Source organism: Serratia sp. LACPHL-BACT-2024-00286 (assembly GCF_043109535.1).
GTDB classification, from domain to species: Bacteria; Pseudomonadota; Gammaproteobacteria; order Enterobacterales; family Enterobacteriaceae; genus Serratia; species Serratia sarumanii.
Genome location: NZ_JBICNA010000004.1, coordinates 498,367 through 512,305, shown reverse-complemented (window position 1 = coordinate 512,305; position 13,939 = coordinate 498,367). Strand labels below are relative to the sequence as shown.

The 13,939-nt window shown below is 61.6% G+C and carries 9 protein-coding genes; 4 read left to right on the top strand and 5 right to left on the bottom strand.

Annotated elements, in window-relative coordinates; translation table 11 throughout:
- Positions 1–84: 84 nt before the first annotated feature.
- Positions 85–1,503: a glutamate synthase small subunit gene (locus ACF8MC_RS15080; protein WP_033636122.1), complete on the bottom strand. Its 1,419-nt coding sequence runs from the start codon at positions 1,501–1,503 to the stop codon at positions 85–87.
- Between the two features lie 14 nt (positions 1,504–1,517).
- Positions 1,518–5,978 (bottom strand): glutamate synthase large subunit, encoded by a 4,461-nt coding sequence (gene gltB, locus ACF8MC_RS15075; protein WP_033649002.1) that lies wholly within the window; start codon positions 5,976–5,978, stop codon positions 1,518–1,520.
- Between the two features lie 691 nt (positions 5,979–6,669).
- Between gltB and ACF8MC_RS15070 the strand changes: the two genes are divergently transcribed.
- Complete coding sequence (locus ACF8MC_RS15070; protein ID WP_164105320.1) at positions 6,670–7,602, top strand: TIGR01212 family radical SAM protein; 933 nt, start codon at positions 6,670–6,672, stop codon at positions 7,600–7,602.
- On the opposite strand, the gene ACF8MC_RS15065 is transcribed toward ACF8MC_RS15070, so the two are convergent.
- On the bottom strand, positions 7,597–8,304 hold the full coding sequence (locus tag ACF8MC_RS15065; protein ID WP_049196177.1) for a phosphatase PAP2 family protein: 708 nt from the start codon (positions 8,302–8,304) through the stop codon (positions 7,597–7,599). The two genes, ACF8MC_RS15070 and ACF8MC_RS15065, sit on opposite strands and share 6 nt — an antisense overlap.
- 411 nt (positions 8,305–8,715) lie before the next feature.
- Here ACF8MC_RS15065 and arcB point away from each other — a divergent pair, with 411 nt between their 5' ends.
- From arcB to mtgA, 3 genes are all read left to right on the top strand, one after another.
- On the top strand, positions 8,716–11,055 hold the full coding sequence (gene arcB / locus ACF8MC_RS15060) for an aerobic respiration two-component sensor histidine kinase ArcB (protein WP_033649005.1): 2,340 nt from the start codon (positions 8,716–8,718) through the stop codon (positions 11,053–11,055).
- A 237-nt stretch (positions 11,056–11,292) separates the two neighbouring features.
- Complete coding sequence (gene elbB / locus ACF8MC_RS15055; protein WP_047570433.1) at positions 11,293–11,946, top strand: isoprenoid biosynthesis glyoxalase ElbB; 654 nt, start codon at positions 11,293–11,295, stop codon at positions 11,944–11,946.
- The gene (gene mtgA / locus ACF8MC_RS15050; protein ID WP_060430954.1) at positions 11,943–12,674 is read left to right on the top strand and encodes a monofunctional biosynthetic peptidoglycan transglycosylase; all 732 of its coding nucleotides are present in this window, start codon (positions 11,943–11,945) and stop codon (positions 12,672–12,674) included. The genes elbB and mtgA overlap by 4 nt, the downstream gene beginning before the upstream one ends.
- A 39-nt stretch (positions 12,675–12,713) precedes the next feature.
- On the opposite strand, the gene dolP is transcribed toward mtgA, so the two are convergent.
- Entirely contained in the window at positions 12,714–13,289 is a 576-nt protein-coding gene (gene dolP, locus ACF8MC_RS15045; RefSeq protein ID WP_033636114.1) for a division/outer membrane stress-associated lipid-binding lipoprotein, read from the bottom strand.
- A gap of 9 nt (positions 13,290–13,298) precedes the next feature.
- Positions 13,299–13,889: a DnaA initiator-associating protein DiaA gene (diaA, locus tag ACF8MC_RS15040; RefSeq protein WP_004937103.1), complete on the bottom strand. Its 591-nt coding sequence runs from the start codon at positions 13,887–13,889 to the stop codon at positions 13,299–13,301.
- Between the last annotated feature and the right edge of the window lie 50 nt (positions 13,890–13,939).

Sequence of the window (13,939 nt, the reverse complement as noted above, 5' to 3'; positions counted from 1 at the left end):
GAGGAGAGGGGGAGGGGTGACAAAGCGTGGCAGGCTAAAAACGGAGGCCCGGCAATATGCCGGGCCTCCGATGGTACGGAAGGTTTACACTTCCAGGTAGTTCATGATGCCATCTGCCGCTTTGCGGCCTTCGGCAATCGCTGTCACCACCAGGTCGGAGCCGCGCACCGCGTCGCCGCCGGCGAAGATTTTCGGGTTGCTGGTCTGGAACGCGTTGTCTCTGCCCTCCGGCGCCAGGATGCGGCCCTGTTTATCGAGCTGCACGTCGTGCGCCGCCAGCCAGTCCATGCGGTGCGGGCGGAAGCCGAACGCCATCACCACCGCGTCCGCGTCGATCACGTGTTCGGAACCCGGTACCTGCTCCGCCGCCTGACGGCCGTTGGCATCCGGCGCGCCCAGCTGGGTGCGCACCATTTTCACCCCGGCCACGCGGCCGGCGCTGTTCAGTTCGATGCTCAGCGGCTGCAGGTTGAACTGGAAGTCCACCCCTTCTTCCCGGGCGTTCTTCACTTCGCGCTTGGAGCCCGGCATGTTGGCTTCGTCGCGGCGGTAGGCGCAGATGACCTGCGTCGCGCCCTGGCGCACCGAGGTGCGCACGCAGTCCATGGCGGTATCGCCGCCGCCCAGCACCACCACCCGCTTGCCTTCCATGCTGACGTAAGGCTCGTGCTGATCGGCTTCATACCCCATCAGCTGCTTGGTGTTGGCGATCAGGAACGGCAGTGCGTCGTACACGCCCTGCGCTTCCTCGTTCTCCAGGCCGCCGCGCATCGACTGATAGGTGCCGACGCCGAGGAATACCGCATCGTACTCGCTCAGCAAGGTCTCCATGCTGACGTCTTTGCCCACTTCGGTGTTCAGCTGGAACTCGATGCCCATCTCGCTGAAAATGCCGCGGCGTTTGACCATCACTTCCTTTTCCAGCTTGAAGGCCGGGATGCCGAAGGTCAGCAGGCCGCCGATCTCAGGATGACGGTCATACACCACCGCTTTGACGCCGTTGCGGGTCAACACGTCGGCGCAGGCCAGCCCGGCAGGGCCGGCGCCGACGATCGCCACGCGCTTGCCGGTCGGCTGCACGTGCGACATGTCCGGCTTCCAGCCCATTTCGATGGCCTTATCGCTGATGTAGCGCTCGATATTGCCGATGGTGACCGCGCCGAATTCGTCGTTCAGGGTGCAGGAGCCTTCGCACAGGCGATCCTGCGGGCACACGCGGCCGCACACCTCCGGCAGGCTGTTGGTCTGATGCGCCAGGTCCGCCGCTTCCATGATGCGGCCTTCGTTGGCCAGCTTCAGCCAGTTCGGGATGTAGTTGTGCACCGGGCACTTCCACTCGCAATACGGGTTGCCGCAGGACAGACAGCGGTCCGCCTGGGCCTTGGCCTGGGTTTCCGAAAACGGTTCGTAGATCTCGACGAACTCGATTTTGCGGATCTTCAGCGGTTTCTTTGGCGGATCAACACGCTGCAGGTCGATAAATTGGTAAACGTTCTGGCTCATTAATGACCTACCTCTTACTGCGCCTGCACCCGCAGCTCGGCTGCGGAACGGCTACGGTGACCCAACAGCGCTTTGACATCGCTGGACTTCGGTTTGACCAGGGCGAACTTCGGCGCCCACTCCGGCCAGTTGGCCAGGATCTCTTCCGCGCGGGAAGAGCCGGTCGCCTGCACGTGTTCGGTGATCAGGCCGCGCAGGTGCTCCTCATGGATCGCCAGCTGATCGACATCCAGCACTTCCACCAGCTCCGGGTTCACGCGCTTGCGGAACTCGCCGTCTTCGTCCAGCACGTAGGCGAAGCCGCCGGTCATGCCCGCACCGAAGTTGATGCCGGTTTTACCCAGCACGCAGACGATGCCGCCGGTCATGTATTCGCAGCCGTTGTCGCCGATGCCTTCCACCACGGTGATGGCGCCGGAGTTGCGCACCGCGAAGCGTTCGCCCGCGCGGCCGGCGGCGAACAGCTTGCCGCCGGTGGCGCCGTACAGGCAGGTGTTGCCGACGATGCTGGCTTCATGGCTGCGGAAGGCGGAGCCGATCGGCGGACGCACCGCGATGCTGCCGCCGGCCATGCCTTTGCCGACATAGTCGTTGGCGTCGCCGGTCAGGGTCAGCTCGACGCCGCCGGCGTTCCAGACGCCGAAGCTCTGCCCGGCGGTGCCGGAGAAGTGCGCCTTGATCGGATCGGCCGCCATGCCCTGATCGCCGTGCACGTCGGCGATAGCGCCGGACAGCATGGCGCCCACGGAGCGGTCGGTGTTGCGAATGTCGAAGTAGAAGGTTTTACCCTGCTTCGCTTCGATATGCGGCTGCGCCTGCGCCAGCAGCTCTTTGTTGAGCAAGCCCTTGTCGAACGCCGGGTTGCTGCTTTCGGTGCAGTACACCGCTTTGCCCGGATGCGGCGTGGCGGTTTTCAGCAGCGGCGACAGATCCAGCTTGTTCTGCTTGGCGGAGATGCCGTCCAGCTCGGTCAGGAACTCGGTGCGGCCGATCAGATCCACCAGTTGGCTCACGCCCAGCTGCGCCATGATCTCGCGGGTTTCACGCGCGATAAACTGGAAGTAATTCGTCACGCGTTCCGGCAGGCCGTGGTAGTGATCGCGGCGCAGCTTGTCGTCCTGAGTCGCGACGCCGGTCGCGCAGTTGTTGAGGTGGCAGATGCGCAGGTATTTACAACCCAGCGCCACCATCGGCCCGGTGCCGAAGCCGAAGCTTTCCGCGCCCAGGATCGCCGCCTTGACGATGTCGACGCCGGTTTTCAGGCCGCCGTCCACCTGCAGGCGGATCTTGTGGCGCAGGCCGTTGGCCACCAGCGCCTGCTGGGTTTCCACCAGGCCCAGTTCCCACGGACAGCCGGCGTATTTCACCGAGGACAGCGGGCTGGCGCCGGTGCCGCCGTCGTAACCGGCGATGGTGATGAGATCGGCATAGGCTTTTGCCACGCCGGTGGCGATGGTGCCGACGCCCGGTTCGGACACCAGTTTCACCGAGATCACCGCCTTCGGGTTGACCTGCTTCAGGTCGAAGATCAGCTGCGCCAGATCTTCGATCGAGTAGATGTCGTGGTGCGGCGGCGGGGAGATCAGCGTTACGCCCGGCACCGAGTAACGCAGTCTGGCGATGTACGGAGTCACCTTGTCGCCCGGCAGCTGGCCGCCTTCGCCCGGCTTGGCGCCCTGCGCAACCTTAATCTGGATCACGTCGGCGTTCACCAGGTAGGCCGGCGTCACGCCGAAGCGGCCGGAGGCCACCTGTTTGATGCGCGACACCTTGTTGGTGCGGTAGCGCGCCGGATCTTCGCCGCCTTCGCCGGAGTTGGAGAAGCCGCCGAGGCCGTTCATGGCGATCGCCAGCGATTCGTGCGCTTCCGGGCTCAGTGCGCCGATCGACATCGCCGCGGTGTCGAAGCGTTTGAACAGCGACTCCGCCGGTTCAACCTGATCGACCGGGATCGGTTCGCCTTTCGGCGTGATGGCCAGCAGATCGCGCAGCATGGCGACCGGCCGCTCGTTCACCAGCTTGGCGTAGGCCTGATAGTCGCTATATTCCCCGCTGTGTACCGCTTTTTGCAGCGAGTTCACCACGTCCGGGTTGTAGGCGTGGTATTCGCCGCCGTGCACGAATTTCAACAGGCCGCCTTGCTCCAGCGGTTTGCGTTTCAGCCAGGCGCGCTTGGAAAGGTTCTGCAGATCCTGCTGGAAGTCGCTGAAGCTGGCGCCGCCGATGCGGCTGACCACGCCCTGGAAGCACAGATCCGCCAGATCGCGATGCAGGCCGACCGCTTCGAACAGCTTGGAGCAGCGGTAAGAGGCGATGGTCGAGATGCCCATTTTGGACATGATCTTGTACAGGCCTTTATTGATGCCGTTGCGGTAGTTCAGCATCACGTCGCGGTATTTCTTGTCGATCGCCTGGCTGTCCACCAGCTTGGCCAGGGTTTCATAGGCCAGGTACGGGTAGATGGCGGTCGCGCCGAAGCCGAGCAGCACGGCGAAGTGGTGCGGATCGCGGGCGCTGGCGGTTTCAACGATCAGGTTGGCGTCGCAGCGCAGGCTTTTCTCAACCAGGCGGGTTTGCACGGCGCCGACCGCCATCGGGGCCGGGACCGGCAGGCGGCCGGGCGCGATGGCGCGGTCGGACAGCACCAACAGCACCGCGCCTTCGCGCACCTTGCGTTCCGCTTCGTCGCACAGGGCGCGAATGGTCTGCTCCAGATCCTGCTGCTGCGGATCGAAGGTCAGATCGAGCGTCTCGGCGCGATAGTATTCGCCTTCCAGCGTGGTGAGCTGTTTGAAATCGGAGTACAGCAGGATCGGCGATTTGAAGCTCAGGCGGTGCGCCTGGCCTTCGGCTTCGCAGAACACGTTCATTTCACGGCCGATGCTGGTGGCCAGCGACATGACGTGCGCTTCGCGCAGCGGATCGATCGGCGGGTTGGTGACCTGCGCGAACTGCTGGCGGAAATAGTCGTAAACGATGCGCGGCCGGCTGGAGAGCACGGCGAACGGGGTATCGTCGCCCATCGAACCGGTGGCTTCCTGGCCGATCTCGCCCAGCACGCGGATCACCTGATCCAGCTCTTCGCTGCTGTAGCCGAACTGTTTCTGGTAGGTTTCGAGCTGCGCGTCGTCGAGTTCGCGGCTGCCGACCTGATCGTCCGGCAGATCTTCGAACGGCACCAGACGTTTGACGTTTTTCTCCATCCACTCTTTATACGGGTGGCGGCTTTTCAGATCGTTGTCGGTTTCCGCCGAGTGCAGGATGCGGCCGCTGCGGGTGTCGATCACCATTAGCTCGCCGGGGCCGACGCGGCCTTTTTCCACCACTTCATCCGGCTGGTAATCCCAGATGCCGACTTCGGAGGCGCAGGTGATCAGCTTGTCTTTGGTGATCACATAGCGCGCCGGGCGCAGGCCGTTGCGATCGAGGTTACAGGCGGCGTAGCGGCCGTCGGACATCACGATGCCGGCCGGGCCGTCCCACGGCTCCATGTGCATCGAGTTGAAGTCGAAGAAGGCGCGCAGATCGCCGTCCATGTCCGGGTTGTTCTGCCAGGCCGGCGGCACCAGCAGGCGCATGGCGCGGATGAGATCCATCCCGCCCGCCAGCAGCAGCTCCAGCATGTTGTCCAGCGAGCTGGAGTCGGAGCCGGTTTCGTTGACGAACGGCGCGGCGGCCTGCAGATCCGGGATCAGCGGCGTTTGGAATTTGTAGGTACGGGCACGCGCCCATTGGCGGTTGCCGGTGATGGTGTTGATTTCGCCGTTGTGCGCCAGGTAGCGGAACGGCTGCGCCAGCGGCCAGCGCGGCACGGTGTTGGTGGAGAAGCGCTGGTGGAACAGGCAAATGGCCGATTCCAGGCGCAGGTCCGCCAGATCGAGATAGAAGCGCGGCAGATCCGCAGGCATGCACAGGCCTTTATAGATCGTCACCAGATTGGAGAAGCTGCAGACGTAGAAGCTGTTGTCCTGCACGCGTTTCTCGATGCGGCGGCGCGCCACGAACAGGCGGCGCTCCATATCGCGCGGGCGCCAGCCGGCGGGGGCGTTAACGAAGATTTGCTCGATGCGCGGCAGGGAGGAAAGGGCGATTTCACCCAGCACGTCCGGGTTGGTCGGCACTTCGCGCCAGCCGACGATCGACAGCGTTTCGTTTTGCAGCTCTTCTTCCACGATGCGGCGGCTGAGGCGCGCTTCCTCTTCATTCTGGCTGAGGAACATCATGCCGACGGCGTAGTTCTTGGCCAAACGCCAGCCGCGCTCTTCCGCCACCATGCGGAAGAAGCGATCGGGTTTTTGCAGCAACAGGCCGCAGCCGTCGCCGGTCTTGCCGTCGGCCAGGATCGCGCCGCGGTGCTGCATGCGGGCCAGCGCGTGAATGGCGGTGCGCACCACCTTGTGGCTAGGTTCGCCTTCTATGTGGGCGATCAGGCCGAAACCACAGTTGTCCCTCTCTTGGGATTTATCGTACAACATATCGTGAACCTCCCCAGGCTCTGCGTGACTCTCACAACCTACTGCGAGGGGGCTTCCCAATTTCAGGCAGAAGTCCAATCAGCAAGTTAACCCCGCCAATCTGCTTTTCCGCCCTCCATCAATGGCCTCTCGTGACGGTCTCACAAGTGGTATAGGACTTGTTTTAAGAGGGAGTCTTCAATTACTGCATAAATATGACGAGACGTTTGCCCGTCCAGAAAGCTTCCAGCGGACTTCCAACTTAGCGAGAAAGAATTCGCAGGTCAAATGTGGGCTTAAGATAGATTCTTATCGAATTTACGGTATTTATTTATTTGAAAAATAAGGTGTTTAATGCATTTTTGCACTATCGTGGGGCAACGCCGATCCCCGCAGAAGTGTGAGCTGTCTCACTATAGTGCAACCCCTTAATCTCTGCACCATGCTAGTGCGGGGGTTAATGGCAGAGTTTTATTCTATAAGATATTGCTTAGTTGATGTTTATGACTATTTTTCACCGTATTGTCATATTGCCGTTAACGGTTGCGTGACGATTAGAATAATTCATCAGAATTATAGTGAATTGATTTGCGTTTATGATGAATAGTTATGCCTGGTGGCGCCTTGCGGGGAAAGCGTTGATCTCTGTCATCGCGGGAAAAGCCGTTTCTTATTAGCATCGCGGCTTTGAACACAGAGAATCACCAAGATTATGCAGTTGCCGCAATTAGTCAATATGTTTGGCGCAGATCTCCAGCGCCGCTATGGCGAAAAGATCCATAAACTCACGCTGCACGGCGGATTCAGCTGCCCTAACCGCGACGGCACGTTGGGGCGCGGCGGCTGTACGTTCTGCAACGTCGCTTCATTCGCCGATGAGGCGATGCAGCGGCAAAGTATCGCCGAACAGCTGGCGCAGCAGGCCGCGCGGGTCGACCGGGCGCGGCGCTATCTGGCCTATTTTCAGGCCTATACCAGCACCTATGCGGAGGTCGAACTGCTGGCGTCGATGTATCGGCAGGCGTTGGCGCAGAGCGACATGGTCGGCCTGTGCGTCGGCACTCGCCCGGACTGCGTGCCGCCCGCCGCATTGGATCTGCTGACGGGGTATCGCGAAGAGGGTTATGAAGTGTGGCTGGAGCTGGGGCTGCAGACGGCGCACGATAAAACGCTCAAACGCATCAACCGCGGCCATGATTTCCGCTGCTATCAGCAGACCGCGCAACGTGCCCGGCAGCGCGGGCTGAAGGTGTGCTGCCATCTGATCGTCGGGCTGCCGGGAGAAACCCAGCGCGATCATCTGCTCACGCTGCAGCGGGTGGTGGAGAGCGGCGTGGATGGCATCAAGCTGCATCCGCTGCACGTCGTTACCGGCAGCACCCTGGCCCGCGCGTGGCGCGCCGGGCGCTTGTCCGAACTGGCGCTGGAAGATTACGCCGTCAGCGCCGGGGAGATGATCCGCCACACGCCGGGCGAGGTGGTGTATCACCGCCTGTCCGCCAGCGCCCGTCGGCCTACGCTGCTGGCGCCGCTGTGGTGCGAAAACCGCTGGCGCGGCATGCAGGCGGTGGGCGCTTATCTGCAGCAATACGGCGGGCAGGGCAGCGCGCTGGATGCCGCCCTGCATTATTCACCGACGTTATAACTGCAGGTTGGCGCGCACCTCCACGCGGGCGCGCTGCAGATCGGCCTGCAGCTGCGGATTCGCCAGCAGTCGTGCGGCGAGCGCCGTCGCCGCCAACTTGCCGCCTTCAAGATCGCTCGGGTAGTGAACGCCGGCAATCACCCGGCTTTGCGCATTGCTTGCCGCCCGCTCAAACAGCGCGCTGCGTTTTTCCGGCACCATCTGCGCCAACAGGAGCGCCGTCAGGTAGCTGTCCATCGCGTGTCCGCTAGGGTAGGAATCGCCTTCCGGCGGCGGCAGCAGCGGTTTCACGCGGCTGTCGGCCTCATAGGGGCGCGGGCGGCCATAGAAGGCCTTGGCGGGCATCAGGCTTTGTTCAAAGTCCTGATAGACCCGGCGGAACAGGGCGGCGGTGAGCGGATGGCGATCGACGGTAAAGGTCGGGCCGAAGATCTCGCGGGCGAAGGGGAAGGCGGCGTCTTCCAGGTGGTCATCCCGCTTGGCTTTGGCGATTTGTTCCGCCGTGCGGTTAGCCTGAATGGCCAGCACCGCCTGCAGATCCGCCCGATTCTGCGGCGTATCCGTTGAAGGCGGCGGCGGCAACAGCGTGGCGATTTGCCGTTGCTCTGCATTCAGGTAGCCGGTCACGGCAGTGGCGGCCTTCAGGGGCAAAATAACGGTCAAAGACAGGACGAACAGGGTAGTGCGATAGATGGTTAACATGGTCAATCCTCACGTCAGGGAAATGAGGAAGCCTGCCGGGCTGGCCACAACGCTGCTGCCGGTGAAAGTAAACCGCGGGATAACATCCTTTCCCTTACTTCAAGCCTCAGGGCTTCGCTATCCGTGTCTGCTAAAGCATGCGTCATGCACGGTGCATCATTAATATATTAACGGAAAGGCCTTCTCAAGCGGCTGAGGTGTGGGGTGCGTCACATAAAAAGTCTTTTAGTTACAAGTGATTAATCCCTAAGTATGAGCGGATTGATCAACGTGCTTTTCCACGGTGTCGACGGCAATGAACCGCCCGATGCACGCCAGACGCCGCTATTTTCCGTTAGCAGGACTTGACTCTCAGACACGGCGGAAAAATTTACGGTATGATTCAAAAGATTGTGTCTGATGGGAGCCGCTATGAAGCAAATCCGGGTGTTGGCCCAGTACTACGTTGATTTAATGGTGAAACTGGGGTTGGTGCGCTTCTCGCTGCTGCTGGCCTCGGCGCTGGTGGTGCTGGCGATGGTGGTGCAGATGGCGGTGACCATGCTGCTGCGCGGCGAAGTGGAAAGCATCGACGTGGTGCGTTCAATCTTCTTCGGCCTGTTGATCACCCCGTGGGCGGTCTACTTCCTCTCGGTGGTGGTGGAGCAGCTGGAGGAGTCGCGCCAACGGCTGGCGCGGCTGGTGGACAAGCTGGAAGAGATGCGCCACCGCGATCTGGAGCTCAATCAGCAGCTCAAAGACAATATCAGCCAGCTGAATCAGGAGATCGCCGATCGCATCAAGGCGGAAGAAGAGCGCCTGCAGGTGATGGAGAAGCTGACGGAAGAGATGGAACAGCGCGAGCTGGCGCAGATTGAGCTGGGCCAGCAGTCGGCGCTGCTGCGTTCCTTCCTCGACGCCTCGCCGGACCTGGTCTACTACCGCAACGAAGACAAAGAATTTTCCGGCTGCAACCGCGCGATGGAGCTGCTGACCGGCAAGAGCGAGAAGCAGCTGATCGGCCTGACGCCGTTCGACGTCTACGGCCAGGAGATCGCCGAAAAGGTCATTGAGACCGACGAGAAGGTGTTCCGCCACAACGTCTCGCTGACCTACGAACAATGGCTGGTGTATCCCGACGGCCGCAAGGCCTGTTTCGAACTGCGCAAGGTGCCGTTTTACGACCGGGTGGGCAAACGCCACGGGCTGATGGGCTTCGGCCGCGATATTACCGAGCGTAAGCGCTACCAGGACGCGCTGGAGAACGCCAGCCGGGAGAAGACCACCTTTATCTCCACCATCAGCCACGAGCTGCGTACGCCGCTTAACGGCATCGTCGGCCTGAGCCGCATCCTGCTCGATACCGAGCTGAACGACGAGCAGCTGAAATACCTGAAGACCATTCACGTCAGCGCCATCACCCTCGGCAATATCTTCAACGACATTATCGAAATGGACAAGCTCGAGCGGCGCAAGGTGCAGCTCGACAACCAGCCGGTGGACTTCACCGGTTTCCTGGCGGATCTGGAGAATCTCTCCGGCCTGCTGGCGCAGCCGAAAGGGCTGCAGTTCATCATGGAGCCGCAAACGCCGCTGCCGCAGCAGATCGTGACCGACGGCACGCGCCTGCGGCAGATTTTGTGGAACCTGATCGGCAACGCGGTGAAATTCACCCAGCAGGGGCAAATCGTGGTGCGCGTGCGGCGCGAGGCGCAGGAGAAGCTGGTGTTCGAGGTGGAAGACTCGGGCATGGGCATCCCGCAGGACGAGCAGGACAAGATCTTCGCCATGTATTACCAGGTGAAAGATCAGCGCGGCGGCCGCCCGGCCACCGGCACCGGCATCGGGCTGGCGGTCTCCAAGCGGCTGGCGCAGAGCATGGGCGGCGACATCACCGTGCGCAGCGAACAGGGGCACGGTTCTTGCTTCACTCTGACCATCCAGGCGCCGGCGGTGCAGGAAGCCGTCAGCGCGGCGCCGGAGGAAGAGGAGCTGCCGTTGCCGGCGCTGCACATCCTGCTGGTGGAGGATATCGAACTGAACGTGATCGTGGCGCGCTCGGTGCTGGAGAAGCTGGGCAACAGCGTCGAAGTGGCGATGAACGGCCACGATGCGCTGGCGATGTTCGATCCGGACGAGTTCGATCTGGTGCTGCTGGACATTCAACTGCCGGACATGACCGGGCTGGACATCGCCCGGGCGCTGCGTGAGCGCTATGCCGGTCAGGCGCTGCCGCCGCTGGTTGCGCTGACCGCCAACGTGCTGAAAGACAAAAAAGAGTATCTCGAGGCGGGCATGGACGATGTGCTGAGCAAGCCGCTGTCGGTGCCGGCATTGACCCAGGTCATCAAACACTATTGGGATCATCAACCTTCTCACACTTCAAAGAAAACGGAGCACAAGGCGATGCAGATTAATGAGTCGTTACTCGATACCGCGATGCTGGAACAGTACATGGATCTGGTTGGCCCGCAGCTGATCCACCAAAGCCTGGAGATGTTCGAACAGATGATGCCGGGCTATCTGGCGGTGCTGGACTCCAACATGACGGCGCGCGATCAGAAAGGCATCACCGAGGAAGGGCACAAGATCAAGGGCGCCGCCGGTTCGGTCGGTCTGCGCCATCTGCAGCAGCTGGCGCAGCAGATTCAAACGCCGACGCTGCCGGCCTGGTGGGATAACGTGCAGGACTGGGTGGATGAGTTGAAGCAAGAGTGGCGCAACGACGTGCAGGTACTGCGGGCTTGGGTAGAGAACGCTGAAAAAAAATGACCCCGACCTAAGCCGGGGTGCGCGAATATTGCGCCAACACCAGGGAAATTGTGAACCTGCGTATTGGTTTCAGTGTTCTGGTCGAGCAGGTTGTAGCGAATTCCTAAACATCATACAGCCAACAACATAGCAAATGTAAGCGCTCTTGTTAGAAGATTCATTAAAATGTGTGATGTAGATTAGTGTTTGTCAACTCCGAGCACGAACCAGTTGACAGCAGCGACAGGAGTAAGAGTGATGAAAAAGGTGGGTGTAGTCCTCAGCGGCAGCGGCGTTTATGACGGTACGGAGATCCATGAAGCGGTGCTGACGCTGCTGGCGTTGGATCGTGCCGGCGCGCAGGCGGTGTGCTTTGCGCCTGATAAACCACAACGCCATGTTATTAATCACTTATCGGGTGATGAGATGGCGGAGACGCGCAATGTCCTGATTGAGTCGGCGCGCATTGCTCGCGGCGCGGTGCAGCCGCTGGCGCTGGCGGAGGCCGCGCAGCTGGATGCGCTGATCGTGCCCGGCGGCTTTGGCGCCGCCAAGAACCTCAGCAATTTCGCCGAAGCCGGCGCGGAATGTTGGGTCGATGAAGATTTGGCGCGCCTGACGCGCGAGATGCATAAGGCCAACAAACCAATTGGCCTGATGTGCATCGCGCCGGCGCTGTTGCCGAAACTGCTGGATCAACAAGCGCGGCTGACCATTGGCAACGATCCGGACCTGGGAGAAGTGATTGACGCCATGGGCGGCGAACCGGTGATTTGCCCGGTGGACGACATCGTGGTGGACAGCGATCACAAGATCGTGACCACGCCGGCCTATATGCTGGCGCCGTCGATCGCGCAGGCGGCCCTCGGCATCGATAAGCTGGTGGCGCGGGTGCTGGAACTGGCCGAATGAGAAAATCGCTCGGCGGATGGCGGCGGCTGCGCCCGTGGTATTGGCTGAAGCGCGGCGTCATCGCGATCCTCGGCCTGTGGGCGTTGGGCATTGTGCTCTTCGCCTTCCTGCCGGTGCCGTTTTCCGCCGTGATGGCGGAGCGGCAAGTCAGCGCCTGGCTGAGCGGCGACTTCGGCTACGTCGCCCATTCGGACTGGGTGTCGATGGACGACATCTCGCCGCAAATGGCGCTGGCGGTGATGGCGGCGGAGGATCAGAAGTTTCCAGACCATTGGGGCTTCGACGTGGCGGCCATTGAAAAGGCGCTCAGCCACAACGAGAAGCGCCCGACGCGCATCCGCGGCGCCTCCACGCTGTCGCAGCAAACCGCCAAGAACCTGTTTCTGTGGGATGGCCGCAGCTGGCTGCGCAAAGGGCTGGAGGCCGGATTGACGTCGGGCATCGAGCTGGTGTGGACCAAACGGCGCATTCTGACGGTGTATCTGAACATCGTCGAGTTCGGCGACGGGGTATTCGGCGTGGAGGAGGCTTCACAGCGCTTTTTCCATAAGCCGGCTAAACGTCTGAGCGCGGCCGAGGCGGCGCTGCTGGCGGCGGTATTGCCGAATCCGCATCGTTTCAGGGCCGATGCGCCGTCCGGCTATGTGGTGCAGCGTCAACAGTGGATCATGCGCCAGATGCGGCAGCTGGGCGGGGAAGCGTTTTTACGCGAGAACTCGCTGGATTAAACGGGCGGGAACGGCAGGGCGCCGTTCCCGCCAAGCGGATTATTTCACATAGGTAAAGGCGGTGGTGACGTGCTTCACGCCGCTGACCTGGCTGGCTATCTGCGCCGCCGACTGCCCTTCCTGCTGCGTGACCAGGCCCAGCAAGAACACTTCGCCGTTTTCGGTAGTGACCTTCACGTTGGACGATTTCACCGTATCGCTGGTCAACAGCTGCGAACGCACCTTGGTGGTGATCCAGGTGTCGGAGGACGCGGTGCTCAGGCTGACCGGCGTGCCCTGACGGATTTCGTTATACACTTCGCTCGTGCCTTCCACGCCCATGGCGATCTGCTTGGCGCGCGCGGTGAGATCGGCGTTAGGCGACTGGCCGGTCAACAGCACCTTGCCCTGATAGGCGGTGGCGACCACCCGGGCATCTTTCTTCAACTGCTGGTCTTTGCTCAGGGCGTTTTCGACCCTGGCTTCCAGCGTGCCGTCATCCACCTGGGTCCCTACGCTGCGCGGGTCGGTGGCGGTTTTGGTGGCGACGGCCGCACTGCCGACGACGACGCCGGCGATACAGCCTTGCAACAGCAGGGCGCTGGACAGCACTGCAAATGTGGCTTTTAGCTTCATCTCAGTTCCTTAATCGTCCTGGTGGGGGAATAACGTGTTGTCTATCAGGTCGCACAGGCAGTTTACGGTCAGCATATGCATTTCCTGAATGCGTGAGCTGCGGTGCGACGGGATGCGGATCTCGACGTCCTGCTGGCCGAGCAGCCCGGCCAGCTCGCCGCCGTCGTAGCCAGTGAGCGCGACGATGGTCATATCGCGCGTGACGGCCGCCTCGACCGCTTTCACAATATCACGGCTGTTGCCGCGGGTGGAAATCGCCAGCAGCACGTCGCCGGTGTGCCCGAGCGCGCGCACCTGCTTGGCGTACACTTCGTCGTGCAGCCGATCGTTGCTGATCGCCGTCAGCACCACGTTGTCGGCGTTGAGGGCGATGGCCGGCAGGCTGGGGCGCTCGGTTTCAAAACGGTTGATCATACTGGCGGCGAAGTGCTGCGCGTTGGCCGCCGAGGTGCCGTTGCCGCAGCACAGGATTTTGTTGCCGTTGAGTAAGGATTGAACCAGCGTCATCGCAGCGCGGGAAATGGCGTCCGGCAATGCTTCCGCCGCCGCGATCTGGGTTTGGATGCTTTCGGTAAAACAGACTTTAATTCTATCCAGCACGTTGTATTAATCCACTAAGTCAAAGGGCCGGTCTGCGCCGCAAAACCCCG

Excerpts from the sequence above, each read along its gene's own strand:
- elbB (WP_047570433.1), top strand. The coding sequence starts at position 11,293 with ATGAAAAAGGTGGGTGTAGTCCTCAGCGGCAGCGGCGTTTATGACGGT.
- mtgA (WP_060430954.1), top strand. The coding sequence starts at position 11,943 with ATGAGAAAATCGCTCGGCGGATGGCGGCGGCTGCGCCCGTGGTATTGG.
- ACF8MC_RS15065 (WP_049196177.1), bottom strand. The coding sequence starts at position 8,304 with ATGTTAACCATCTATCGCACTACCCTGTTCGTCCTGTCTTTGACCGTT.
- arcB (WP_033649005.1), top strand. The coding sequence starts at position 8,716 with ATGAAGCAAATCCGGGTGTTGGCCCAGTACTACGTTGATTTAATGGTG.
- dolP (WP_033636114.1), bottom strand. The coding sequence starts at position 13,289 with ATGAAGCTAAAAGCCACATTTGCAGTGCTGTCCAGCGCCCTGCTGTTG.
- ACF8MC_RS15080 (WP_033636122.1), bottom strand. The coding sequence starts at position 1,503 with ATGAGCCAGAACGTTTACCAATTTATCGACCTGCAGCGTGTTGATCCG.
- ACF8MC_RS15070 (WP_164105320.1), top strand. The coding sequence starts at position 6,670 with ATGCAGTTGCCGCAATTAGTCAATATGTTTGGCGCAGATCTCCAGCGC.
- gltB (WP_033649002.1), bottom strand. The coding sequence starts at position 5,978 with ATGTTGTACGATAAATCCCAAGAGAGGGACAACTGTGGTTTCGGCCTG.